Genomic DNA, 24,355 nt, shown 5'->3' on the forward strand with positions numbered 1-24,355 from the left:
GAAAGATTTTCAGCCTGATACAGATTACATCGACATGTCGAAGAAAGACGTGTTGATAAAACAGAATTTGCCTGGCGGCCTTAGCGCGGTGGTCCCACCTGACCCCATGCCGAACTCAGAAGTGAAACGCCGTAGCGCCGATGGTAGTGTGGGGTCTCCCCATGCGAGAGTAGGGAACTGCCAGGCATCAAATAAAACGAAAGGCTCAGTCGGAAGACTGGGCCTTTTGTTTTATCTGTTGCTTGCCGGTGAACGCTCTCCTGAGTAGGACAAATCCGCCGGGAGCGGATTTGAACGTTGCGAAGCAACGGCCCGGAGGGTGGCGGGCAGGATGCCCGCCATAAACTGCCAGGCATCAGATAAAGCGAAAGGCCATCCGGAAGGGTGGCCTTTTTGCGTTTCTACAAACTCTTCCTGTCGTCATATCTACAAGCCATCCCCCCGCAGATACGGTAAACTAGCCTCGTTTTTGCATCAGGAAAGCAGCTATGAACCACTCCTTAAAACCCTGGAATACATTTGGCATTGATCATAATGCTCAGCACATTGTATGTGCCGAAGACGAACAACAATTACTCAATGCCTGGCAGCATGCAACCGCAGAAGGACAACCCGTTCTTATTCTGGGTGAAGGAAGTAATGTTCTTTTTCTGGAAGACTATCGCGGTACGGTGATCATCAACCGGATCAAAGGTATCGAAATTCATGATGAACCTGATGCGTGGTATTTACATGTAGGAGCCGGAGAAAACTGGCATCGCCTGGTAAAATACACTTTGCAGGAAGGTATGCCTGGTCTGGAAAATCTAGCATTAATTCCTGGTTGTGTTGGTTCATCACCTATCCAGAATATTGGGGCTTATGGCGTAGAATTACAGCGAGTTTGCGCTTATGTTGACTGTGTTGAACTGGCGACAGGCAAGCAAGAGCGTTTAACAGCTAAAGAGTGCCGTTTTGGCTATCGCGACAGTATTTTTAAACATGAATACCAGGACCGCTTCGCCATTGTAGCCGTAGGTCTGCGTCTGCCAAAAGAGTGGCAACCTGTACTAACGTATGGTGACTTAACTCGTCTGGATCCTACAACAGTAACGCCACAGCAAGTATTTGATGCGGTGTGTCATATGCGCACCACCAAACTCCCTGACCCAAAAGTGAATGGCAATGCCGGTAGTTTCTTCAAAAACCCTGTTGTATCTTCCGAAACGGCTAAAGCATTACTGGCACAATTTCCAACAGCACCAAATTACCCCCAGGCGGATGGTTCAGTAAAACTGGCAGCAGGTTGGCTTATCGATCAGTGCCAGCTAAAAGGGATGCAAATGGGTGGAGCTGCGGTGCACCGTCAACAGGCGTTAGTTCTCATTAATGAAGACAATGCAAAAAGCGAAGATGTCGTGCAACTGGCACATCATGTAAGACAGAAAGTGGGTGAAAAATTTAATGTCTGGCTTGAGCCAGAAGTTCGCTTTATTGGTGCATCAGGTGAAGTTAGCGCAGTGGAGACGATTTCATGAAGGATAATACCGTTCCACTGAAATTAATCGCGCTGTTAGCGAATGGTGAATTTCACTCTGGCGAGCAGCTGGGTGAAACGTTAGGAATGAGCCGGGCGGCTATTAATAAACACATTCAGACACTGCGTGACTGGGGTGTTGATGTCTTTACCGTTCCGGGTAAAGGATACAGCCTGCCTGAGCCCATCCAGTTACTTAATGCTGAACAGATATTGAGTCAGCTGGATGGCGGTAGTGTAGCCGTGCTGCCAGTTATTGACTCCACGAATCAATATCTCCTTGACCGTATCGGAGAGCTTAAATCGGGCGATGCCTGCGTTGCAGAATACCAGCAGGCTGGCCGTGGTCGTCGTGGTCGGAAATGGTTTTCGCCTTTTGGCGCAAACTTATATTTGTCGATGTTCTGGCGTCTGGAACAAGGCCCGGCGGCGGCGATTGGTTTAAGTCTGGTTATCGGTATCGTGATGGCGGAAGTATTACGCAAGCTAGGAGCTGATAAAGTCCGCGTTAAATGGCCTAATGACCTCTATCTGCAGGATCGCAAGCTGGCAGGCATTCTTGTGGAGCTGACTGGCAAAACCGGCGATGCGGCGCAAATAGTCATTGGAGCCGGGATCAACATGGCAATGCGTCGTGTTGAAGAGAGTGTCGTTAATCAGGGGTGGATCACGCTGCAGGAAGCGGGGATCAATCTCGATCGTAATACGTTGGCGGCCATGCTAATACGTGAATTACGCGCGGCGCTGGAACTCTTCGAGCAAGAAGGATTGGCACCTTATCTTTCGCGCTGGGAAAAGTTGGATAATTTTATTAATCGCCCAGTGAAACTTATCATTGGTGATAAAGAAATATTTGGCATTTCACGCGGAATAGACAAACAGGGCGCTTTATTGCTTGAGCAGGATGGAATAATAAAACCCTGGATGGGCGGTGAAATATCCCTGCGTAGTGCAGAAAAATAAGAAAGGGGAGCACTAGCTCCCCTGAAAATTATTTGCGTAGTCTAACCTCTTCTACAGCATGATTAGCACTCTTTGTCAGGATTAAACTGGCGCGCTCGCGAGTAGGTAGAATATTTTGCTTTAAGTTCAGCCAGTTGATCTCTTTCCACAACGTCATGGCAGTCTTAATAGCTTCTTCTTTAGTTAATTTCGCGTAGTTATGAAAATAGGAATCCGGGTCTGTAAAAGCCCCTTCGCGGAATTTCAGAAAACGGTTGATATACCACGTCTGAAGTAAGTCTTCTGGTGCATCAACATATATCGAAAAATCGACAAAATCAGAAACAAATACATGATGTGGATCGTGTGGATAATCCATCCCGCTCTGTAAGACATTTAACCCTTCAAGAATTAAAATATCAGGCTGAACAACAGTTTTATCTCCATCCGGGATCACATCATAAATAAGATGCGAGTAAACAGGTGCTGTAACGTTTGGCACGCCGGATTTGAGATCGGAAACAAACTTCACCAGACGATGCATATCATACGATTCCGGGAAGCCTTTCTTCTTCATCAGGCCACGTTCTTTAAGCACTTTGTTGGGATGAAGAAAACCATCGGTGGTGATCAGTTCAACACGACGATGTTCCGGCCAACGGCTTAATAGTGCCTGTAACACACGAGCAGTCGTACTTTTCCCTACCGCGACGCTACCAGCAATACTGATAATGTAAGGAATGCGTTGTCCGTTAGTACCAAGAAACTGTTCCAGAACAGCCTGACGGCGCAGGTTCGAGCTTATATAGAAGTTCAGCAAACGCGATAAAGGCAAATAAATCTCGGCAACTTCTTCTAACGAGAGATCTTCATTTATACCTTTGAGACGGGCGATCTCATCTTCCGATAACGTCATCGGTACGGAATCACGCAGAGCTGCCCACTGGTTGCGGTCAAACTGTAGGTAAGGCGTCATTAACGTTTGCTCTTTTATACTCATAAGCATGTTTCTGGCGGTCATAGCTCTATCGGCAAAGCGATATTTGCCATGGCGCGTCACAGTTCTGTTGAATGGGTTAATGGGCAGGAGGGTAACACCAGATGGGGAGGAATAATAAGAAAAAATCTCTTCCAGGAAGCTATCGTTGAAAAGCAATGTGACAGATATTCCATCTGATAAAAAGAATTGTGTTTTAGCTGGCGCGCATTGTTAATGCAGAGTGATGCTGAAAAAGTATGCTAATCTGCTCGCAATTCGGCTGTTTATTCATCGTGTCGCGCAAAATGTGACCAATAAAACAAATTATGCAATTTTTTAGTTGCATGAACTCGCATGTCTCCATAGAATGCGCGCTACTTGATGCCGACTTAGCTCAGTAGGTAGAGCAACTGACTTGTAATCAGTAGGTCACCAGTTCGATTCCGGTAGTCGGCACCATCAAGTCCGGTGGGGTTCCCGAGCGGCCAAAGGGAGCAGACTGTAAATCTGCCGTCACAGACTTCGAAGGTTCGAATCCTTCCCCCACCACCAATTTCGGCCACGCGATGGCGTAGCCCGAGACGATAAGTTCGCTTACCGGCTCGAATAAAGAGAGCTTCTCTCGATATTCAGTGCAGAATGAAAATCAGGTAGCCGAGTTCCAGGATGCGGGCATCGTATAATGGCTATTACCTCAGCCTTCCAAGCTGATGATGCGGGTTCGATTCCCGCTGCCCGCTCCAAGATGTGCTGATATAGCTCAGTTGGTAGAGCGCACCCTTGGTAAGGGTGAGGTCGGCAGTTCGAATCTGCCTATCAGCACCACTTCTTTTCTCCTCCCTGTTTTTTCCTTCTGTTTATTGCATTCAACAAGTCGGGCATGTTGCCTGGTTGATGTGGTGATATCACCGATTTATCCGTGTCTTAGAGGGACAATCGATGTCTAAAGAAAAGTTTGAACGTACAAAACCGCACGTTAACGTCGGTACTATCGGCCACGTTGACCATGGTAAAACAACGCTGACCGCTGCAATCACTACCGTACTGGCTAAAACCTACGGCGGTGCTGCTCGCGCATTCGACCAGATCGATAACGCGCCGGAAGAAAAAGCTCGTGGTATCACCATCAACACTTCTCACGTTGAATATGACACCCCGACCCGTCACTACGCACACGTAGACTGCCCGGGGCACGCCGACTATGTTAAAAACATGATCACCGGTGCTGCTCAGATGGACGGCGCGATCCTGGTAGTTGCTGCGACTGACGGCCCGATGCCGCAGACTCGTGAGCACATCCTGCTGGGTCGTCAGGTAGGCGTTCCGTACATCATCGTGTTCCTGAACAAATGCGACATGGTTGATGACGAAGAGCTGCTGGAACTGGTTGAAATGGAAGTTCGTGAACTTCTGTCTCAGTACGACTTCCCGGGCGACGACACTCCGATCGTTCGTGGTTCTGCTCTGAAAGCGCTGGAAGGCGACGCAGAGTGGGAAGCGAAAATCCTGGAACTGGCTGGCTTCCTGGATTCTTACATTCCGGAACCAGAGCGTGCGATTGACAAGCCGTTCCTGCTGCCGATCGAAGACGTATTCTCCATCTCCGGTCGTGGTACCGTTGTTACCGGTCGTGTAGAACGCGGTATCATCAAAGTTGGTGAAGAAGTTGAAATCGTTGGTATCAAAGAGACTCAGAAGTCTACCTGTACTGGCGTTGAAATGTTCCGCAAACTGCTGGACGAAGGCCGTGCTGGTGAGAACGTAGGTGTTCTGCTGCGTGGTATCAAACGTGAAGAAATCGAACGTGGTCAGGTACTGGCTAAGCCGGGCACCATCAAGCCGCACACCAAGTTCGAATCTGAAGTGTACATTCTGTCCAAAGATGAAGGCGGTCGTCATACTCCGTTCTTCAAAGGCTACCGTCCGCAGTTCTACTTCCGTACTACTGACGTGACTGGTACCATCGAACTGCCGGAAGGCGTAGAGATGGTAATGCCGGGCGACAACATCAAAATGGTTGTTACCCTGATCCACCCGATCGCGATGGACGACGGTCTGCGTTTCGCAATCCGTGAAGGTGGTCGTACCGTTGGCGCGGGCGTTGTAGCAAAAGTTCTGAGCTAATTGCCGATAACATTTGACGCAATGCGCACTAAAAGGGCATCATTTGATGCCCTTTTTGCACGCTTTCGTACCAGAACCTGGCTCATCAGTGATTTTCTTTGTCATAATCATTGCTGAGACAGGCTCTGTTGAGGGCGTATAATCCGAAAAGCTAATACGCGTTTCGATTTGGTTTGCCTCGCGATCGCGGGGTGAAAATGTTTGTAGAATACTTCTGACAGGTTGGTTTATGAGTGCGAATACCGAAGCTCAAGGAAGCGGGCGCGGCCTGGAAGCGATGAAGTGGGTCGTTGTGGTGGCATTGCTCCTGGTGGCAATTGTCGGCAACTACCTTTATCGCGACATTATGCTGCCGCTGCGTGCGCTGGCCGTAGTAATTCTGATTGCTGCAGCGGGTGGTGTCGCGCTGTTAACGACAAAAGGTAAAGCAACCGTTGCTTTTGCCCGTGAAGCGCGTACCGAAGTCCGTAAGGTCATTTGGCCGACTCGCCAGGAAACATTGCACACCACGCTGATTGTGGCTGCGGTTACCGCAGTAATGTCACTGATCCTGTGGGGACTGGATGGTATTCTGGTTCGCCTGGTATCCTTTATCACTGGCCTGAGGTTCTGAGATGTCTGAAGCTCCTAAAAAGCGCTGGTACGTCGTTCAGGCGTTTTCCGGTTTTGAAGGTCGCGTAGCAACATCGCTGCGTGAGCATATCAAATTACACAACATGGAAGATTTGTTTGGTGAAGTCATGGTACCAACCGAAGAAGTGGTTGAAATCCGTGGCGGTCAGCGTCGCAAAAGCGAACGCAAATTCTTCCCTGGTTACGTCCTCGTTCAGATGGTGATGAACGACGCTAGCTGGCACCTGGTGCGCAGCGTACCGCGTGTGATGGGCTTCATCGGCGGTACTTCCGATCGTCCCGCGCCAATCAGCGATAAAGAAGTTGATGCGATTATGAACCGCCTGCAGCAGGTTGGTGATAAGCCGCGTCCGAAAACGCTGTTTGAACCGGGTGAAATGGTCCGTGTTAATGATGGTCCGTTCGCTGACTTCAACGGTGTTGTTGAAGAAGTGGATTACGAGAAATCTCGTCTGAAAGTGTCTGTTTCTATCTTCGGTCGTGCGACCCCGGTAGAACTTGACTTCAGCCAGGTTGAAAAAGCCTAACCCAGCGATCAAAAAAGCGGCGATTTAATCGTTGCACAAGGCGCGAGATTGGAATACAATTTCGCGCCTTTTGTTTTTATGGGCCTTGCCCGTAAAACGATTTTTTATATCACGGGGAGCCTCTCAGAGGCGTTATTACCCAACTTGAGGAATTTATAATGGCTAAGAAAGTACAAGCCTATGTCAAGCTGCAGGTTGCAGCTGGTATGGCTAACCCGAGTCCGCCAGTAGGTCCGGCTCTGGGTCAGCAGGGCGTAAACATCATGGAATTCTGCAAAGCGTTCAACGCAAAAACTGATTCCATCGAAAAAGGTCTGCCGATTCCGGTAGTAATCACCGTTTACGCTGACCGTTCTTTCACTTTCGTTACCAAGACTCCGCCGGCAGCAGTTCTGCTGAAAAAAGCGGCTGGTATCAAGTCTGGTTCCGGTAAGCCGAACAAAGACAAAGTGGGTAAAATTTCCCGCGCTCAGCTGCAGGAAATCGCGCAGACCAAAGCTGCCGACATGACTGGTGCCGACATTGAAGCGATGACTCGCTCCATCGAAGGTACTGCACGTTCCATGGGCCTGGTAGTGGAGGACTAAGAAATGGCTAAACTGACCAAGCGCATGCGTGTTATCCGCGAGAAAGTTGATGCGACCAAACAGTACGACATCAACGAAGCTATCGCTCTGCTGAAAGAGCTGGCGACTGCTAAATTCGTAGAAAGCGTGGACGTTGCTGTTAACCTCGGCATCGACGCTCGTAAATCTGACCAGAACGTACGTGGTGCAACTGTACTGCCGCACGGTACTGGCCGTTCCGTTCGCGTAGCCGTATTTACCCAGGGTGCAAACGCTGAAGCTGCTAAAGCTGCAGGCGCTGAACTGGTAGGTATGGAAGATCTGGCTGACCAGATCAAGAAAGGCGAAATGAACTTTGACGTTGTTATTGCTTCTCCGGATGCAATGCGCGTTGTTGGCCAGCTGGGCCAGGTTCTGGGTCCGCGCGGCCTGATGCCAAACCCGAAAGTTGGTACTGTAACGCCGAACGTTGCTGAAGCGGTTAAAAACGCTAAAGCTGGCCAGGTTCGTTACCGTAACGACAAAAACGGCATCATCCATACCACCATCGGTAAAGTGGACTTTGACGCTGACAAACTGAAAGAAAACCTGGAAGCTCTGCTGGTTGCGCTGAAAAAAGCAAAACCGACTCAGGCAAAAGGCGTGTACATCAAGAAAGTTAGCATCTCCACCACCATGGGTGCAGGTGTTGCAGTTGACCAGGCTGGCCTGAGCGCTTCTGTAAACTAATGCCTTTACGTGGGCGGTGATTTTGTCTACAATCTTACCCCCACGTATAATGCTTAATGCAGACGTATATCCGAGATATTCGGGTTGTGGCAAGGCGGCAACTGAGTGAGTCGCCAGGAGCATAGCTAACTATGTGACTGGTGCGAACGAAGGAAGCCAACGCCGCCACAAGCTGAATAGCGACGGATAGAAAAGATTTGTTCGTTGGAGCCTGGCCTATCCAGGCCTCCGTCGAAGACCGCAGGAGTTTCGTAAGAAACTTAATCCCCTGCGTAGACGGTGACAGAACGCTAAGATTATTCTTTTATATTCTGGCTTGTTTCTGCTCACCGTAATTAAGACGCTCTCTCCATTTGGAGGAGTGAAGTGAGTTCCAGAGATTTTCTCTGGCAAACATCCAGGAGCAAAGCTAATGGCTTTAAATCTTCAAGACAAACAAGCGATTGTTGCTGAAGTCAGCGAAGTAGCCAAAGGCGCGCTGTCTGCAGTAGTTGCGGATTCCCGTGGCGTAACTGTAGATAAAATGACTGAACTGCGTAAAGCAGGTCGCGAAGCTGGCGTATACATGCGTGTTGTTCGTAACACCCTGCTGCGCCGTGCTGTTGAAGGTACTCCGTTCGAGTGCCTGAAAGACGCGTTTGTTGGTCCGACCCTGATTGCATACTCTATGGAACACCCGGGCGCTGCTGCTCGTCTGTTCAAAGAGTTCGCGAAAGCGAATGCAAAATTTGAGGTCAAAGCCGCTGCCTTTGAAGGTGAGCTGATCCCGGCGTCTCAGATCGACCGCCTGGCAACTCTGCCGACCTACGAAGAAGCAATTGCACGCCTGATGGCAACCATGAAAGAAGCTTCGGCTGGCAAACTGGTTCGTACTCTGGCTGCTGTACGCGATGCGAAAGAAGCTGCTTAATCGCAGTTATCTTTTTAACGCATTCGCTTACGTATAAACTTATTCTGATATTCAGGAACAATTTAAATGTCTATCACTAAAGATCAAATCATTGAAGCAGTTGCAGCTATGTCTGTAATGGACGTTGTAGAACTGATCTCTGCAATGGAAGAAAAATTCGGTGTTTCCGCTGCTGCTGCTGTAGCTGTAGCTGCTGGCCCGGTTGAAGCTGCTGAAGAAAAAACTGAATTCGACGTAATTCTGAAAGCTGCTGGCGCTAACAAAGTTGCTGTTATCAAAGCAGTACGTGGCGCAACTGGCCTGGGTCTGAAAGAAGCTAAAGACCTGGTAGAATCTGCACCGGCTGCTCTGAAAGAAGGCGTGAGCAAAGACGACGCAGAAGCACTGAAAAAATCCCTGGAAGAAGCTGGCGCTGAAGTTGAAGTTAAATAAGCCAACCCTTCCGGTTGCAGCCTGAGAAATCAGGCTGATGGCTGGTGACTTTTTGGTCACCAGCCTTTTTGCGCTGTAAGGCGCCAGTAGCGTTTCACACTGTTTGACTACTGCTGTGCCTTTCAATGCTTGTTTCTATCGACGACTTAATATACTGCGACAGGACGCCCGTTCTGTGTAAATCGCAATGAAATGGTTTAAGCGTGATAGCAACAGGCATTGCGGAAAGTGTTCCATTTTCCGGTCAACAAAATAGTGTTGCACAAACTGTCCGCTCAATGGACAGATGGGTCGACTTGTCAGCGAGCTGAGGAACCCTATGGTTTACTCCTATACCGAGAAAAAACGTATTCGTAAGGATTTTGGTAAACGTCCACAAGTTCTGGATGTACCTTATCTCCTTTCTATCCAGCTTGACTCGTTTCAGAAATTTATCGAGCAAGATCCTGAAGGGCAGTATGGTCTGGAAGCTGCTTTCCGTTCCGTATTCCCGATTCAGAGCTACAGCGGTAATTCCGAGCTGCAATACGTCAGCTACCGCCTTGGCGAACCGGTGTTTGACGTCCAGGAATGTCAAATCCGTGGCGTGACCTATTCCGCACCGCTGCGCGTTAAACTGCGTCTGGTGATCTATGAGCGCGAAGCGCCGGAAGGCACCGTAAAAGACATTAAAGAACAAGAAGTCTACATGGGCGAAATTCCGCTCATGACAGACAACGGTACCTTTGTTATCAACGGTACTGAGCGTGTTATCGTTTCCCAGCTGCACCGTAGTCCGGGCGTCTTCTTTGACTCCGACAAAGGTAAAACCCACTCTTCGGGTAAAGTGCTGTATAACGCGCGTATCATTCCTTACCGTGGTTCCTGGCTGGACTTCGAATTCGATCCGAAGGACAACCTGTTCGTACGTATCGACCGTCGCCGTAAACTGCCTGCGACCATCATTCTGCGTGCCCTGAACTACACCACAGAGCAGATCCTCGACCTGTTCTTTGAAAAAGTTATCTTTGAAATCCGTGATAACAAGCTGCAGATGGAACTGGTGCCGGAACGCCTGCGTGGTGAAACCGCATCTTTTGACATCGAAGCTAACGGTAAAGTGTACGTAGAAAAAGGTCGCCGTATTACTGCGCGCCATATTCGCCAACTGGAAAAAGACGACGTCAAACTGATCGAAGTCCCGGTTGAGTACATCGCAGGTAAAGTGGTTGCTAAAGACTATATTGATGAGTCTACTGGCGAGCTGATTTGCGCAGCGAACATGGAGCTGAGCCTGGATCTGCTGGCTAAGCTGAGCCAGTCTGGTCACAAGCGTATCGAAACGCTGTTCACCAACGACCTGGATCACGGCCCGTATATCTCTGAAACCTTACGTGTCGACCCAACTAACGACCGTCTGAGCGCACTGGTAGAAATCTACCGCATGATGCGCCCTGGCGAGCCGCCGACTCGTGAAGCTGCTGAAAGCCTGTTTGAGAACCTGTTCTTCTCCGAAGACCGTTATGACCTGTCTGCGGTTGGTCGTATGAAGTTCAACCGTTCTCTGCTGCGCGAAGAAATCGAAGGTTCCGGTATCCTGAGCAAAGACGACATCATTGATGTTATGAAAAAGCTCATCGATATCCGTAACGGTAAAGGTGAAGTCGATGATATCGACCACCTCGGCAACCGTCGTATCCGTTCCGTTGGCGAAATGGCGGAAAACCAGTTCCGCGTTGGCCTGGTACGTGTAGAGCGTGCGGTGAAAGAGCGTCTGTCTCTGGGCGATCTGGATACCCTGATGCCTCAGGATATGATCAACGCCAAGCCGATTTCCGCAGCAGTGAAAGAGTTCTTCGGTTCCAGCCAGCTGTCTCAGTTTATGGACCAGAACAACCCGCTGTCTGAGATTACGCACAAACGTCGTATCTCCGCACTCGGCCCAGGCGGTCTGACCCGTGAACGTGCAGGCTTCGAAGTTCGAGACGTACACCCGACTCACTATGGTCGCGTATGTCCAATCGAAACCCCTGAAGGTCCGAACATCGGTCTGATCAACTCCCTGTCCGTGTACGCACAGACTAACGAATACGGCTTCCTTGAGACTCCGTATCGTAAAGTGACCGACGGTGTTGTAACTGACGAAATTCACTACCTGTCTGCTATCGAAGAAGGCAACTACGTTATCGCCCAGGCGAACTCCAACCTGGATGAAGAAGGCCACTTCGTAGAAGACCTGGTAACTTGCCGTAGCAAAGGCGAATCCAGCTTGTTCAGCCGCGACCAGGTTGACTACATGGACGTATCCACCCAGCAGGTGGTATCCGTCGGTGCGTCCCTGATCCCGTTCCTGGAACACGATGACGCCAACCGTGCATTGATGGGTGCGAACATGCAACGTCAGGCCGTTCCGACTTTGCGCGCTGATAAGCCGCTGGTTGGTACTGGTATGGAACGTGCTGTTGCCGTTGACTCCGGTGTAACTGCGGTTGCTAAACGTGGCGGTACTGTTCAGTACGTGGATGCTTCCCGTATCGTTATCAAAGTTAACGAAGACGAGATGTACCCGGGCGAAGCGGGTATCGATATCTACAACCTGACCAAATACACCCGTTCTAACCAGAACACCTGTATCAACCAGATGCCATGTGTTTCTCTGGGTGAACCGGTAGAACGCGGCGACGTGCTGGCAGACGGTCCGTCCACCGACCTCGGTGAACTGGCACTCGGTCAGAACATGCGCGTAGCGTTCATGCCGTGGAATGGTTACAACTTCGAAGACTCCATCCTCGTATCCGAGCGTGTTGTTCAGGAAGACCGTTTCACCACCATCCACATTCAGGAACTGGCGTGTGTGTCCCGTGACACCAAGCTGGGGCCGGAAGAGATCACTGCCGACATCCCGAACGTGGGTGAAGCTGCGCTCTCCAAACTGGATGAATCCGGTATCGTTTACATTGGTGCGGAAGTGACCGGTGGCGACATTCTGGTTGGTAAGGTAACGCCGAAAGGTGAAACTCAGCTGACCCCAGAAGAAAAACTGCTGCGTGCGATCTTCGGTGAGAAAGCGTCTGATGTTAAAGACTCTTCTCTGCGCGTACCAAACGGTGTATCCGGTACGGTTATCGACGTTCAGGTCTTTACTCGCGATGGCGTAGAAAAAGACAAACGTGCGCTGGAAATCGAAGAAATGCAGCTCAAACAGGCGAAGAAAGACCTGTCTGAAGAACTGCAGATCCTCGAAGCTGGTCTGTTCAGCCGTATCCGTGCTGTGCTGGTAGCCGGTGGCGTTGAAGCTGAGAAGCTCGACAAACTGCCGCGCGATCGCTGGCTGGAGCTGGGCCTGACCGACGAAGAGAAACAAAATCAGCTGGAACAGCTGGCTGAGCAGTATGACGAACTGAAACACGAGTTCGAGAAGAAACTCGAAGCGAAACGCCGCAAAATCACCCAGGGCGACGATCTGGCACCGGGCGTGCTGAAGATTGTTAAGGTATATCTGGCGGTTAAACGCCGTATCCAGCCTGGTGACAAGATGGCAGGTCGTCACGGTAACAAGGGTGTAATTTCTAAGATCAACCCGATCGAAGATATGCCTTACGATGAAAACGGTACGCCGGTAGACATCGTACTGAACCCGCTGGGCGTACCGTCTCGTATGAACATCGGTCAGATCCTCGAAACCCACCTGGGTATGGCTGCGAAAGGTATCGGCGACAAGATCAACGCCATGCTGAAACAGCAGCAAGAAGTCGCGAAACTGCGCGAATTCATCCAGCGTGCGTACGATCTGGGCGCTGACGTTCGTCAGAAAGTTGACCTGAGTACCTTCAGCGATGAAGAAGTTATGCGTCTGGCTGAAAACCTGCGCAAAGGTATGCCAATCGCAACGCCGGTGTTCGACGGTGCGAAAGAAGCAGAAATTAAAGAACTGCTGAAACTTGGCGACCTGCCGACTTCTGGTCAGATCCGCCTGTACGACGGCCGCACTGGTGAACAGTTCGAACGTCCGGTAACCGTCGGTTACATGTACATGCTGAAACTGAACCACCTGGTCGACGACAAGATGCACGCGCGTTCCACCGGTTCTTACAGCCTGGTTACTCAGCAGCCGCTGGGTGGTAAGGCACAGTTCGGTGGTCAGCGTTTCGGGGAGATGGAAGTGTGGGCGCTGGAAGCATACGGCGCAGCATACACCCTGCAGGAAATGCTCACCGTTAAGTCTGATGACGTGAACGGTCGTACTAAGATGTATAAAAACATCGTGGACGGCAACCATCAGATGGAGCCGGGCATGCCAGAATCCTTCAACGTATTGTTGAAAGAGATTCGTTCGCTGGGTATCAACATCGAACTGGAAGACGAGTAATTCTCGCTCAAACAGGTCACTGCTGCCGGGGTAAAACCCGGCAGCGGATTGTGCTAACTCCGACGGGAGCAAATCCGTGAAAGATTTATTAAAGTTTCTGAAAGCGCAGACTAAAACCGAAGAGTTTGATGCGATCAAAATTGCTCTGGCATCGCCAGACATGATCCGTTCATGGTCTTTCGGTGAAGTTAAAAAGCCGGAAACCATCAACTACCGTACGTTCAAACCTGAGCGTGACGGCCTTTTCTGCGCCCGTATCTTTGGGCCGGTAAAAGATTACGAGTGCCTGTGCGGTAAGTACAAGCGCCTGAAACACCGTGGCGTCATCTGTGAGAAGTGCGGCGTTGAAGTGACCCAGACTAAAGTACGCCGTGAGCGTATGGGCCACATCGAACTGGCTTCCCCGACTGCGCACATCTGGTTCCTGAAATCGCTACCGTCCCGTATCGGCCTGCTGCTCGATATGCCGCTGCGCGATATCGAACGCGTACTGTACTTCGAATCCTATGTGGTTATTGAAGGCGGTATGACCAACCTGGAACGCCAGCAGATCCTGACTGAAGAGCAGTATCTGGACGCGCTGGAAGAGTTCGGTGACGAATTCGACGCGAAGATGGGGGCGGAAGCAATCCAGGCCCTGCTGAAGAGCATGGATCTGGAGCAAGAGTGCGAACAGCTGCGTGAAGAGCTGAACGAAACCAACTCCGAAACCAAGCGTAAAAAGCTGACCAAGCGTATCAAACTGCTGGAAGCGTTCGTTCAGTCTGGTAACAAGCCTGAGTGGATGATCCTGACCGTTCTGCCGGTACTGCCGCCAGATCTGCGTCCGCTGGTTCCGCTGGATGGTGGTCGTTTCGCGACTTCTGACCTGAACGATCTGTATCGTCGCGTCATTAACCGTAACAACCGTCTGAAACGTCTGCTGGATCTGGCTGCGCCGGATATCATCGTACGCAACGAAAAACGTATGCTGCAGGAAGCGGTCGACGCCCTGCTGGATAACGGTCGTCGCGGTCGTGCGATCACCGGTTCTAACAAGCGTCCTCTGAAATCTTTGGCCGACATGATCAAAGGTAAACAAGGTCGTTTCCGTCAGAACCTGCTCGGTAAGCGTGTTGACTACTCCGGTCGTTCTGTAATCACCGTAGGTCCATACCTGCGTCTGCATCAGTGCGGTCTGCCGAAGAAAATGGCACTGGAGCTGTTCAAACCGTTCATCTACGGCAAGCTGGAACTGCGTGGTCTTGCTACCACCATTAAAGCTGCGAAGAAAATGGTTGAGCGCGAAGAAGCTGTCGTTTGGGATATCCTGGACGAAGTTATCCGCGAACACCCGGTACTGCTGAACCGTGCACCGACTCTGCACCGTCTGGGTATCCAGGCATTTGAACCGGTACTGATCGAAGGTAAAGCTATCCAGCTGCACCCGCTGGTTTGTGCGGCATATAATGCCGACTTCGATGGTGACCAGATGGCTGTTCACGTACCGCTGACGCTGGAAGCCCAGCTGGAAGCGCGTGCGCTGATGATGTCTACCAACAACATCCTGTCCCCGGCGAACGGCGAACCAATTATCGTTCCGTCTCAGGACGTTGTACTGGGTCTGTACTACATGACCCGTGACTGTGTTAACGCCAAAGGCGAAGGCATGGTGCTGACTGGCCCGAAAGAAGCAGAACGTCTGTATCGCTCTGGTCTGGCTTCTCTGCATGCGCGCGTTAAAGTGCGTATCACCGAGTATGAAAAAGATGCTAACGGTGAATTAGTAGCGAAAACCAGCCTGAAAGACACGACTGTTGGCCGTGCCATTCTGTGGATGATTGTACCGAAAGGTCTGCCTTACTCCATCGTCAACCAGGCGCTGGGTAAAAAAGCAATCTCCAAAATGCTGAACACCTGCTACCGCATTCTCGGTCTGAAACCGACCGTTATTTTTGCGGACCAGATCATGTACACCGGCTTTGCATATGCAGCGCGTTCTGGTGCATCGGTTGGTATCGATGACATGGTCATCCCGGAGAAGAAACACGAAATCATCTCCGAGGCAGAAGCAGAAGTTGCTGAAATTCAGGAGCAGTTCCAGTCTGGTCTGGTAACTGCGGGCGAACGCTACAACAAAGTTATCGATATCTGGGCTGCGGCGAACGATCGTGTATCCAAAGCGATGATGGATAACCTGCAAACTGAAACCGTTATTAACCGTGACGGTCAGGAAGAGAAGCAGGTTTCCTTCAACAGCATCTACATGATGGCCGACTCCGGTGCGCGTGGTTCTGCGGCACAGATTCGTCAGCTTGCTGGTATGCGTGGTCTGATGGCGAAGCCGGATGGCTCCATCATCGAAACGCCAATCACCGCGAACTTCCGTGAAGGTCTGAACGTACTCCAGTACTTCATCTCCACCCACGGTGCTCGTAAAGGTCTGGCGGATACCGCACTGAAAACGGCGAACTCCGGTTACCTGACTCGTCGTCTGGTTGACGTGGCGCAGGATCTGGTGGTTACTGAAGACGATTGTGGTACTCATGAAGGTATCATGATGACCCCGGTTATCGAGGGTGGCGACGTTAAAGAACCGCTGCGCGATCGCGTACTGGGTCGTGTAACTGCTGAAGACGTTCTGAAGCCGGGTACTGCTGATATCCTCGTTCCGCGCAACACGCTGCTGCACGAACAGTGGTGTGACCTGCTGGAAGAGAACTCTGTCGACGCGGTTAAAGTACGTTCTGTTGTATCTTGTGACACCGACTTTGGTGTATGTGCGCACTGCTACGGTCGTGACCTGGCGCGTGGCCACATCATCAACAAAGGTGAAGCAATCGGTGTTATCGCGGCACAGTCCATCGGTGAACCGGGTACACAGCTGACCATGCGTACGTTCCACATCGGTGGTGCGGCGTCCCGTGCGGCTGCTGAATCCAGCATCCAGGTGAAAAACAAAGGTAGCATCAAGCTCAGCAACGTGAAGTCGGTTGTGAACTCCAGCGGTAAACTGGTTATCACTTCCCGTAACACCGAACTGAAACTGATCGACGAATTCGGTCGTACCAAAGAAAGCTACAAAGTACCTTACGGTGCGGTACTGGCGAAAGGCGATGGCGAACAGGTTGCTGGCGGCGAAACCGTTGCAAACTGGGACCCGCATACAATGCCGGTTATCACCGAAGTAAGCGGTTTTGTACGCTTTACTGACATGATCGACGGCCAGACCATTACTCGTCAGACCGACGAACTGACCGGTCTGTCTTCGCTGGTAGTTCTGGATTCTGCAGAACGTACCGCAGGTGGTAAAGATTTGCGTCCGGCACTGAAAATCGTTGATGCTCAGGGTAACGACGTTCTGATCCCTGGTACCGATATGCCTGCGCAGTACTTCCTGCCGGGTAAAGCGATTGTTCAGCTGGAAGATGGCGTACAGATAAGCTCCGGTGACACCCTGGCGCGTATTCCGCAGGAATCTGGCGGTACTAAGGATATCACCGGTGGTCTGCCGCGCGTTGCGGATCTGTTCGAAGCACGTCGTCCGAAAGAGCCGGCAATCCTGGCTGAAATCAGCGGTGTCGTTTCCTTCGGTAAAGAAACCAAAGGTAAACGTCGTCTGGTTATCACTCCGGTAGACGGCAGCGAACCTTACGAAGAGATGATTCCGAAATGGCGTCAGCTCAACGTGTTCGAAGGTGAACGTGTAGAACGTGGTGACGTCATTTCCGACGGTCCGGAAGCGCCGCACGACATTCTGCGTCTGCGTGGTGTTCATGCTGTGACTCGTTACATCGTTAACGAAGTACAGGACGTATACCGTCTGCAGGGCGTTAAGATTAACGATAAACACATCGAAGTTATCGTTCGTCAGATGCTGCGTAAAGCCACCATCGTTAACGCGGGTAGCTCCGACTTCCTGGAAGGCGAACAGGTTGAATACTCTCGCGTCAAGATCGCAAACCGCGAACTGGAAGCGAACGGCAAAGTGGGTGCAACTTACGCCCGCGATCTGCTGGGTATCACCAAAGCGTCTCTGGCAACCGAGTCGTTCATCTCTGCGGCATCGTTCCAGGAGACCACTCGCGTTCTGACCGAAGCAGCTGTTGCGGGCAAACGCGATGAACTGCGCGGCCTGAAAGAGAACGTTATCGTAGGTCGTCTGATCCCGGCAGGTACCGGTTACGCGTACCACCAGGATCGTATGCGTCGCCGTGCTGCGGGTGAAGCTCCGGCTGCACCGCAGGTGACTGCAGAAGACGCATCTGCCAGCCTGGCAGAACTGCTGAACGCAGGTCTGGGCGGTTCTGATAACGAGTAATCGTTAATCCGCAAATAACGTAAAAACCCGCTTCGGCGGGTTTTTTTATGGGGGCGATTCAGAGGGTAAAGTCTTCACGGGAAATATTAAGAAAGGCAGGGCGAAACGAGGAAGAAGCTTTTCGCCCTGGACAACATTCCTGCTGACGGCACTACCATAAAAAAACACAACGCTTTCAACAACCTTGCGTTTTTCATCTTCCGTAGCGGCTCGGAATAAATTTACGTTCTTACATTCCGTCTCATGGCCTTTGCGAGGCGCGTCCCAGATAGCTGTCCCAGTCTTTCCATACCGGCTGCAAACCCTGAGCGGTTAACGCGGCAGCAACCGCTTCCGGTCTGCGATCGTCGTGCGGTGAGAACTGTTCCAGCTCGGGGTGATTGTCGGCATAGCCACCTGGCTGCGTTTTCGAGAAGGCGCTGACGTTATTGATTGCCAGCGGAATAACTCGATCGCGAAACCACGATGATTCCCGCGTGGAGAGTGACAGTTCAATCTCCGGTGCAAGCAGCCGGAAGGCGCAGATGGTTTGCACTAACTGGTGTTCATCCATAATCGACGCAGGCTCAATGCCGCCAGTACACGGGCGCAGGCGCGGGAAGGAGACAGAGTAACGGGTTTGCCAGTAATGCTGTTGCAGCCATAGCAAATGTTCGGCAACTATATAGCAGTCAACGCGCCAGCTGTCGGAAAGACCAATTAGCGCGCCGAGGCCAATCTTATCAATCCCCGCCCGACCCAGCCGATCCGGCGTTTCCAGCCGCCAGAAGAAGTCCTGTTTTTTGCCCTTCAAATGATGGCGGGCATAAGTCGCCTCGTGATATGTCTCTTGATAAACCATCACCCCATCCAGACCAAGCTGCTTTAACTCGGCGTATTCCGCTTCCGCCAGCGGCTGTACTTCCATCTGCAATGAAGAGAACTGTTCACGCAGGGCAGGGAGATGGCGGCGAAAGTAATCCATCCCCACTTTCGCCTGATGTTCACCAGTGACCAGCAACAGATGCTCAAAGCCCATTTCCCGTATAGCGGCGCTTTCCCTGGCGATATCCGCTTCATCCAGCGTTTTGCGCTTGATGCGGTTGCTCATGGAAAATCCGCAATACGTGCAGTCGTTAGCGCAAAGATTAGAAAGATAGAGCGGGATGTAGAAGCTAACTGTGTTGCCAAATCGCTGACGGGTCAGACGCTGCGCCCGTTGGGCCAGTGGTTCCAGATAGCCACTGGCGGCTGGCGATAACAGCGCCATCATATCGTCGCGGGTGAGTTGCGAGGTATTTAGCGCCCGCTCTACGTCAGCAGCCGTTTTGCCGTTGATACGCAGGCGGATGTCGTCCCAGTCCAGTTGTCGCCAGCGATCGCTGAAGGTTTTCATGCCGATGCCTCCAGAAATCCGGTCAGCGGGCTGGTGGCAAGGGCAAAATGACTGCGGCTGCCCGGTCCTGACTGACGTGCCAGCAGGCCTGCTTCTACTGCCAGACGAAATGCCTTCGCCATGTTGACGGGATCGTCCGCGACGGCAATCGCCGTATTCACTAACACCGCGTCGGCCCCCATTTCCAGCGCCTGCGCGGCATGGCTGGGAACGCCGATGCCAGCATCGACAACCACCGGAACCGTGGCCTGCTGGATAATAATCTCCAGCATGGCGCGGGTTTCCAGCCCCTGATTAGAGCCAATCGGCGCGCCGAGCGGCATCACCGCGGCACAGCCGACTTCTTCCAGACGTTTACACAATACCGGATCGGCTCCGCAGTAAGGCAGCACGACAAATCCCTGTTGTACCAGTGTTTCGGTGGCTTTCAGGGTTTCGATGGGATCGGGCAACAGCCAGCGGGCGTCAGGGTGAATCTCTAATTTTAGCCAGTTTGTGCCTAACGCTTCACGAGCCAGATGGGCGGCGAAGATAGCTTCTTCCGCCGTTTTCGCTCCGGAAGTATTCGGCAGCAGTGTTACACCCGCCGCGATAAGCGGATCGAGGATAGCGTCATTGTGCTGGCGCAAGTCGACGCGTTTCATCGCCAGCGTCACCAGCTGACTACCGGAAGCACGGATCGCCTCCACCATCAGTTGTGAAGAGGCGAATTTCCCGGTGCCGGTAAACAGATGTGAATCAAACGTTTTGTCCGCGATACGTAACATCTCAACCTCCTGCAATAACCTGAAAAAGCAGGATCTGGTCACCATCCTGCACGATATGTTGTGCCCACTGCTCACGCGGGACGATTTGCTGATTAATAGCCAGTGCCGCGCCCACTTTTAGCTGATCGAGTTGTTCCAGCAGCTCGTGAACAGTTTGCCCGGCGACGCACTGCATTGGTTGGTCGTTAAACAGGATCTGCATTGCATCCTCCACATACCGGGCAACCATTGGCACGGCGCAACGACAGGCTGCGCCATTGGCTCGATTTACCGTCGAACAGCCGGAGTTCTCCCGCAGGTGTTTCTATACCGCTCAATAACTTAATTGCTTCCAGTGCCTGCAAAGTGCCCATAACCCCGACCACCGGGCCAACCACGCCCGCCGTGCGGCAGTTGCGTTCTGGCTCCTGGTTATCCGGCCACAGGCAGCGATAACAACCGTGCTCCCAGGGCGGCGTCAGTACCATCAACTGACCGCCAAATCCGACCGCGCAGGCGGTGATGAGCGGCGTGTTACGTGCCACGCAGGCGGCATTAATCTCCTGGCGAGTCGCCATATTGTCGGTACAGTCGAGCACCACATCGGCCCGATCTACCGCATCTTTTAACGCCTCACCCGTTAACCGTTGTTGTAATGCTGTCAGTTGAATATCGGGATTCAACAGTGTCAGTCGCTGTTGGCTGACCTGCGATTTCGGGTGATCGATATCTTCAGTGGTAAAGAGGATTTGTCGTTGCAGATTGCTTAAATGCACATCGTCGTCATCTGCCAGCACCAGCGTCCCGACGCCAGCACCCGCCAGGTACAACGCAGCGGGCGTACCCAGCCCGCCAAGGCCGATAATCAGTACCTGGCTGTCGAGCAGTTTTTGCTGCCCTTCAATGGCAATATCATCGAGCAGGATTTGACGGCTGTAACGCATAAAGTCACGGTCATTCATCGCCAACTCCTGCAATTTCCAGCAACTGTGCCGTTGCCAAACGCCAGTCTGCCGCCTGGGTAATGGCACTGACGACGGCGATACTGCCGACACCCGTCGCCATCACCGCAGGCGCGCGCGGCAGACTGATACCGCCAATCGCGACGGAGGGATAATCCCCCAGACGCTCAATATGCCGTGCCAGTTGCTCCAGCCCCTGCGGTGCAGAAGGCATCTGTTTGGTTTGTGTCGGGAACACATGTCCCAGCGCGATATAAGAAGGGCGTGCTGCCAGCGCGACGTCGATTTCCATATCGTCATGGGTCGAAACGCCCAGCCGCAGGTCTGCCGCGCGGATGGCCTCAAGATCGGTAGATTGCAAATCTTCCTGCCCCAAATGGACGCCATATGCCTGATGCTTAATCGCCAGCCGCCAGTAATCGTTGATAAACAGCCGCGCGTTATAGCGGCGGCCCAGCGCAATTGCCGCTACTACATCGGCTTCCACCTCTTCATCGCGCTGATCTTTGATGCGTAGCTGGAGAGTACGTACGCCTGCATCCAACAGACGTTCGATCCACTGTACGCTGTCCACCACCGGGTACAGTCCTAAACGAAAAGGTACAGGAGGAAAATCAGGTTGATACATCACGCTTCCTCCTTACACAGGTAGATTTCTCCGCCTCTGGCGCGGAAGTTCTCCGACATATCCGCCATTCCCACTTCAATAGTTTGCGCGGCGGCGTAATCGCGCACTTCCTGACTGATTTTCATCGAGCAGAATTTCGGCCCACACATGGAGCAAAAATGGGCGACTTTGCCGGATTCTTGCGGCAGGGTTTCATCGTGATAAGCGCGGGCGGTAAACGGATCGAGGGCCAGATTAAACTGGTCTTCCCAGCGAAATTCGAAGCGGGCTTTCGACATGGCGTTATCGCGAATTTGCGCGCCCGGATGCCCTTTCGCCAGATCAGCGGCGTGGGCGGCAATCTTATAGGTGATAAGCCCCTGCTTAACATCTTCTTTATTGGGCAGACCCAGGTGCTCTTTCGGCGTTACGTAACAGAGCATCGCGCAGCCAAACCAGCCGATCATCGCCGCGCCAATCCCCGACGTGAAGTGGTCATAGCCCGGCGCGATATCGGTAGTCAGCGGCCCGAGGGTATAGAAGGGCGCTTCATGGCAGTGCTCTAACTCCTCGGTCATATTGCGGCGGATCATCTGCATCGGTACATGCCCAGGACCTTCAATCATCACCTGCACGTCATATTCCCAGGCGATTTTGGTCAGTTCGCCCAGCGTATGCAGCTCGGCAAACTGCGCTTCATCGTTGGCGTCCTGAATAGAACCGGGGCGCAGGCCGTCGCCCAACGACAGCGAAACGTCATAGGCGGCGCAGATTTCACAAATTTCGCGGAAGTGTTGATAGAGGAAATTTTCCTGATGATGGGAGAGGCACCATTTCGCCATAATCGAACCACCGCGCGACACAATACCGGTCAGGCGTTTAGCGGTCATTGGCACGTAGCGCAGCAGCACGCCCGCATGAATCGTGAAGTAATCCACGCCCTGTTCGGCCTGTTCCAGCAGCGTGTCGCGGAACGCTTCCCAGGTAAGATCTTCGGCGATCCCGTTAACCTTCTCCAGCGCCTGGTAGATCGGCACAGTACCGATCGGCACCGGGCTGTTACGCAAAATCCACTCGCGGGTTTCGTGAATATAGCGACCAGTGGAAAGATCCATCACGGTATCCGCTCCCCAGCGAGTGGACCATACCAGCTTTTCCACTTCTTCTTCGATGGAAGAGGTGACCGCCGAGTTGCCGATATTGGCGTTAACTTTTACCAGGAAGTTGCGACCAATAATCATCGGCTCCGATTCCGGATGATTAATGTTGGCCGGGATAATCGCACGTCCGGCAGCAACTTCATCACGGACAAATTCCGCAGTGATATTTTCCGGCAGACGTGCGCCAAAGCTCATTCCCGGATGCTGGTGGCGTAAAACTTCGCTACGGATGCGCTCGCGACCCATATTTTCGCGAATGGCGATGAACTCCATCTCCGGCGTGATGATACCCTGGCGGGCATAGTGCAGTTGTGTGACGCGGCGCCCTGCTTTGGCGCGTTTTGGCGTTAATACGCCGCTAAAACGCAGCTCGTCGAGGCCATCATCTGCCAGCCGCGCTTTAGTGTAATCGGAACTGCGCACGGTGAGTTCTTCGGTATCGCCGCGTGCGTCGATCCACGGCTGGCGCAGTTTTGCCAGCCCTTGCTGCACGTTAATGGCGATCTGCGGATCGCCATACGGGCCGGAGGTGTCGTAGACCGGAATCGCTTCGTTTTCTTCGTACTGCAGCTGTTCTTTGCTGCCGCCAATTAGTGTCGGGCTAAGCTGGATCTCACGCATCGGCACGCGCACGCCGGGGTGTGTGCCAGTGATGTAAATGCGTTTTGAGTTAGGAAAGGCGGTGCCTTCCAGGGTGTCGATAAAATGTTGCGCCTGGGCGCGTTGTTCGCGGCGGGTCAGTTTTGTTGCAGACATAGCTCATTCCAAAAGTTAAGGACGTGGCTTGTCAGACGACGGATGAAGCAAGAGACGATCGCGCAAAGGCGATGCGATAGCAGATTAACTCTTGTTCCCTTCGCAGGTATTAGCCTGATCAGGTTCCGCGGATCCCGAATAAACGGTCTCAGCCAGTTAAGGCACTCCGACAAGAAATTAGCCCCGAAAACGGGGCGTTGAATGTAAATTACGCGTTAACAGCGCAGAACTCAAGCAAGATGTTTGACGCGGGCGGCGTCAAGCACCAGCAGAATCAGCTTATCTTCCAGCACAAAGCGTGCTTCCAGCGCCTCGCCGATGTCAGATAAAACCTGTTGAAACTCAAGGTAATTATCATGATCGATGGCGGTTTCCAGGCTGGAATCGTAGTAATCCATAATCTGTTGTGTATTGGCTTCCAGTTGCGGCCAAATCTTCGCGGCATGAGCAAGCTGCCCGTTGCCTTCCAGTTTATGCAGAATGCGTTCATAAATACTGAAATGTCCGGCAGACAGATAATCGACCAGACTCTGGCAAAAATCATCAAGGGCTTTTTCATTCAGCCTCATGTACGATTCTTTGCCAGGCTTAATGCCAACCAGATTGTAGTAAGCCACGAGCAGATGCTTACGTACATGTAGCCAGCGATCAACCAGTTTGTTACTTCCTCTGACGTGCTCCGTCAGGTTATCGAGCTGGTTAAGCATGATTGACTCCGCAAGTTTGTATTCAAAAACTGCTCA

19 protein-coding genes, 4 tRNA genes, 1 rRNA gene and 1 riboswitch are annotated in these 24,355 nt (G+C 52.0%); of the genes, 16 read left to right on the forward strand and 8 right to left on the reverse strand.

Annotated features, from left to right (window positions below):
• The first annotated feature begins 70 nt into the window (after positions 1-70).
• From rrf to birA, 3 genes are all read left to right on the forward strand, one after another.
• Positions 71-186 (forward strand): 5S ribosomal RNA (gene rrf / locus FEM44_RS11590).
• A gap of 302 nt (positions 187-488) precedes the next feature.
• The gene (murB, locus tag FEM44_RS11600; RefSeq protein ID WP_135523477.1) at positions 489-1,517 is read left to right on the forward strand and encodes a UDP-N-acetylmuramate dehydrogenase; all 1,029 of its coding nucleotides are present in this window, start codon (positions 489-491) and stop codon (positions 1,515-1,517) included.
• Entirely contained in the window at positions 1,514-2,479 is a 966-nt protein-coding gene (birA, locus tag FEM44_RS11605) for a bifunctional biotin--[acetyl-CoA-carboxylase] ligase/biotin operon repressor BirA (RefSeq protein ID WP_000654626.1), read from the forward strand. Before murB ends, birA begins: the two co-directional genes overlap by 4 nt.
• Before the next feature lie 28 nt (positions 2,480-2,507).
• Here birA and coaA read toward each other — a convergent pair whose 3' ends face one another.
• Positions 2,508-3,458 carry a type I pantothenate kinase gene (gene coaA / locus FEM44_RS11610; protein ID WP_000023076.1) on the reverse strand — a complete coding sequence of 317 codons (951 nt, stop codon included), beginning with the start codon at positions 3,456-3,458 and terminating at the stop codon, positions 2,508-2,510.
• 362 nt (positions 3,459-3,820) lie between these two features.
• Between coaA and FEM44_RS11615 the strand changes: the two genes are divergently transcribed.
• The 13 genes from FEM44_RS11615 (at position 3,821) to rpoC (ending at position 18,006) form a co-directional block, all read left to right on the forward strand.
• Positions 3,821-3,896 (forward strand) — tRNA-Thr (locus tag FEM44_RS11615).
• A gap of 8 nt (positions 3,897-3,904) precedes the next feature.
• A tRNA-Tyr gene (locus FEM44_RS11620) sits at positions 3,905-3,989 on the forward strand.
• A 116-nt stretch (positions 3,990-4,105) separates the two neighbouring features.
• Positions 4,106-4,180 (forward strand) — tRNA-Gly (locus FEM44_RS11625).
• Positions 4,181-4,186: 6 nt separating this feature from the next.
• Positions 4,187-4,262: transfer RNA gene (locus FEM44_RS11630), tRNA-Thr, on the forward strand.
• A 114-nt stretch (positions 4,263-4,376) separates the two neighbouring features.
• Positions 4,377-5,561, forward strand: a complete 1,185-nt coding sequence (tuf, locus tag FEM44_RS11635) for an elongation factor Tu (protein WP_000031784.1) — start codon at positions 4,377-4,379, stop codon at positions 5,559-5,561.
• A 229-nt stretch (positions 5,562-5,790) separates the two neighbouring features.
• Positions 5,791-6,174 carry a preprotein translocase subunit SecE gene (gene secE, locus FEM44_RS11640; RefSeq protein WP_001275702.1) on the forward strand — a complete coding sequence of 128 codons (384 nt, stop codon included), beginning with the start codon at positions 5,791-5,793 and terminating at the stop codon, positions 6,172-6,174.
• Position 6,175: 1 nt separating this feature from the next.
• The gene (nusG, locus tag FEM44_RS11645) at positions 6,176-6,721 is read left to right on the forward strand and encodes a transcription termination/antitermination protein NusG (protein WP_001287516.1); all 546 of its coding nucleotides are present in this window, start codon (positions 6,176-6,178) and stop codon (positions 6,719-6,721) included.
• A 158-nt stretch (positions 6,722-6,879) separates the two neighbouring features.
• Complete coding sequence (gene rplK / locus FEM44_RS11650; protein ID WP_001085926.1) at positions 6,880-7,308, forward strand: 50S ribosomal protein L11; 429 nt, start codon at positions 6,880-6,882, stop codon at positions 7,306-7,308.
• A 3-nt stretch (positions 7,309-7,311) separates the two neighbouring features.
• Positions 7,312-8,016 (forward strand): 50S ribosomal protein L1, encoded by a 705-nt coding sequence (gene rplA, locus FEM44_RS11655; protein ID WP_001096684.1) that lies wholly within the window; start codon positions 7,312-7,314, stop codon positions 8,014-8,016.
• A gap of 412 nt (positions 8,017-8,428) precedes the next feature.
• Positions 8,429-8,926: a 50S ribosomal protein L10 gene (rplJ, locus tag FEM44_RS11660; protein ID WP_001207201.1), complete on the forward strand. Its 498-nt coding sequence runs from the start codon at positions 8,429-8,431 to the stop codon at positions 8,924-8,926.
• 66 nt (positions 8,927-8,992) lie between these two features.
• Complete coding sequence (gene rplL / locus FEM44_RS11665) at positions 8,993-9,358, forward strand: 50S ribosomal protein L7/L12 (RefSeq protein ID WP_000028879.1); 366 nt, start codon at positions 8,993-8,995, stop codon at positions 9,356-9,358.
• A gap of 319 nt (positions 9,359-9,677) precedes the next feature.
• On the forward strand, positions 9,678-13,706 hold the full coding sequence (rpoB, locus tag FEM44_RS11670) for a DNA-directed RNA polymerase subunit beta (protein WP_135523478.1): 4,029 nt from the start codon (positions 9,678-9,680) through the stop codon (positions 13,704-13,706).
• 76 nt (positions 13,707-13,782) lie between these two features.
• Complete coding sequence (gene rpoC, locus FEM44_RS11675; protein ID WP_135523479.1) at positions 13,783-18,006, forward strand: DNA-directed RNA polymerase subunit beta'; 4,224 nt, start codon at positions 13,783-13,785, stop codon at positions 18,004-18,006.
• A gap of 241 nt (positions 18,007-18,247) precedes the next feature.
• Here the strand turns inward: rpoC and thiH are convergent, their stop codons facing one another.
• From thiH to FEM44_RS11710, 7 genes are all read right to left on the reverse strand, one after another.
• Positions 18,248-19,381 carry a 2-iminoacetate synthase ThiH gene (thiH, locus tag FEM44_RS11680; RefSeq protein ID WP_135523480.1) on the reverse strand — a complete coding sequence of 378 codons (1,134 nt, stop codon included), beginning with the start codon at positions 19,379-19,381 and terminating at the stop codon, positions 18,248-18,250.
• Entirely contained in the window at positions 19,378-20,148 is a 771-nt protein-coding gene (gene thiG, locus FEM44_RS11685; protein WP_135523481.1) for a thiazole synthase, read from the reverse strand. The genes thiH and thiG overlap by 4 nt, the downstream gene beginning before the upstream one ends.
• Position 20,149: 1 nt before the next feature.
• Positions 20,150-20,350 (reverse strand): sulfur carrier protein ThiS, encoded by a 201-nt coding sequence (thiS, locus tag FEM44_RS11690; RefSeq protein ID WP_001166251.1) that lies wholly within the window; start codon positions 20,348-20,350, stop codon positions 20,150-20,152.
• Positions 20,334-21,089 carry a thiazole biosynthesis adenylyltransferase ThiF gene (thiF, locus tag FEM44_RS11695; protein ID WP_135523482.1) on the reverse strand — a complete coding sequence of 252 codons (756 nt, stop codon included), beginning with the start codon at positions 21,087-21,089 and terminating at the stop codon, positions 20,334-20,336. Before thiF ends, thiS begins: the two co-directional genes overlap by 17 nt.
• Positions 21,082-21,717: a thiamine phosphate synthase gene (thiE, locus tag FEM44_RS11700; RefSeq protein WP_135523492.1), complete on the reverse strand. Its 636-nt coding sequence runs from the start codon at positions 21,715-21,717 to the stop codon at positions 21,082-21,084. Before thiE ends, thiF begins: the two co-directional genes overlap by 8 nt.
• Positions 21,717-23,612 (reverse strand): phosphomethylpyrimidine synthase ThiC, encoded by a 1,896-nt coding sequence (gene thiC / locus FEM44_RS11705; protein WP_135523483.1) that lies wholly within the window; start codon positions 23,610-23,612, stop codon positions 21,717-21,719. The genes thiE and thiC overlap by 1 nt, the downstream gene beginning before the upstream one ends.
• Positions 23,613-23,690: 78 nt before the next feature.
• Positions 23,691-23,791, reverse strand: a riboswitch (TPP riboswitch).
• Positions 23,792-23,842: 51 nt separating this feature from the next.
• Entirely contained in the window at positions 23,843-24,319 is a 477-nt protein-coding gene (locus FEM44_RS11710; protein ID WP_000934290.1) for an Rsd/AlgQ family anti-sigma factor, read from the reverse strand.
• Positions 24,320-24,355 lie beyond the last annotated feature (36 nt).

Source organism: Escherichia sp. E4742, from assembly GCF_005843885.1.
Classification (GTDB): Bacteria; Pseudomonadota; Gammaproteobacteria; order Enterobacterales; family Enterobacteriaceae; genus Escherichia.

What these genes read in the sequence shown, in the direction of transcription:
- murB (WP_135523477.1), top strand. Translation starts at nt 489, where the DNA reads ATGAACCACTCCTTAAAACCCTGGAATACATTTGGCATTGATCATAAT.
- birA (WP_000654626.1), top strand. Translation starts at nt 1,514, where the DNA reads ATGAAGGATAATACCGTTCCACTGAAATTAATCGCGCTGTTAGCGAAT.
- coaA (WP_000023076.1), bottom strand. Translation starts at nt 3,458, where the DNA reads ATGAGTATAAAAGAGCAAACGTTAATGACGCCTTACCTACAGTTTGAC.
- tuf (WP_000031784.1), top strand. Translation starts at nt 4,377, where the DNA reads ATGTCTAAAGAAAAGTTTGAACGTACAAAACCGCACGTTAACGTCGGT.
- secE (WP_001275702.1), top strand. Translation starts at nt 5,791, where the DNA reads ATGAGTGCGAATACCGAAGCTCAAGGAAGCGGGCGCGGCCTGGAAGCG.
- nusG (WP_001287516.1), top strand. Translation starts at nt 6,176, where the DNA reads ATGTCTGAAGCTCCTAAAAAGCGCTGGTACGTCGTTCAGGCGTTTTCC.
- rplK (WP_001085926.1), top strand. Translation starts at nt 6,880, where the DNA reads ATGGCTAAGAAAGTACAAGCCTATGTCAAGCTGCAGGTTGCAGCTGGT.
- rplA (WP_001096684.1), top strand. Translation starts at nt 7,312, where the DNA reads ATGGCTAAACTGACCAAGCGCATGCGTGTTATCCGCGAGAAAGTTGAT.
- rplJ (WP_001207201.1), top strand. Translation starts at nt 8,429, where the DNA reads ATGGCTTTAAATCTTCAAGACAAACAAGCGATTGTTGCTGAAGTCAGC.
- rplL (WP_000028879.1), top strand. Translation starts at nt 8,993, where the DNA reads ATGTCTATCACTAAAGATCAAATCATTGAAGCAGTTGCAGCTATGTCT.
- rpoB (WP_135523478.1), top strand. Translation starts at nt 9,678, where the DNA reads ATGGTTTACTCCTATACCGAGAAAAAACGTATTCGTAAGGATTTTGGT.
- thiH (WP_135523480.1), bottom strand. Translation starts at nt 19,381, where the DNA reads ATGAAAACCTTCAGCGATCGCTGGCGACAACTGGACTGGGACGACATC.
- thiG (WP_135523481.1), bottom strand. Translation starts at nt 20,148, where the DNA reads ATGTTACGTATCGCGGACAAAACGTTTGATTCACATCTGTTTACCGGC.
- thiS (WP_001166251.1), bottom strand. Translation starts at nt 20,350, where the DNA reads ATGCAGATCCTGTTTAACGACCAACCAATGCAGTGCGTCGCCGGGCAA.
- thiF (WP_135523482.1), bottom strand. Translation starts at nt 21,089, where the DNA reads ATGAATGACCGTGACTTTATGCGTTACAGCCGTCAAATCCTGCTCGAT.
- thiE (WP_135523492.1), bottom strand. Translation starts at nt 21,717, where the DNA reads ATGTATCAACCTGATTTTCCTCCTGTACCTTTTCGTTTAGGACTGTAC.
- thiC (WP_135523483.1), bottom strand. Translation starts at nt 23,612, where the DNA reads ATGTCTGCAACAAAACTGACCCGCCGCGAACAACGCGCCCAGGCGCAA.
- FEM44_RS11710 (WP_000934290.1), bottom strand. Translation starts at nt 24,319, where the DNA reads ATGCTTAACCAGCTCGATAACCTGACGGAGCACGTCAGAGGAAGTAAC.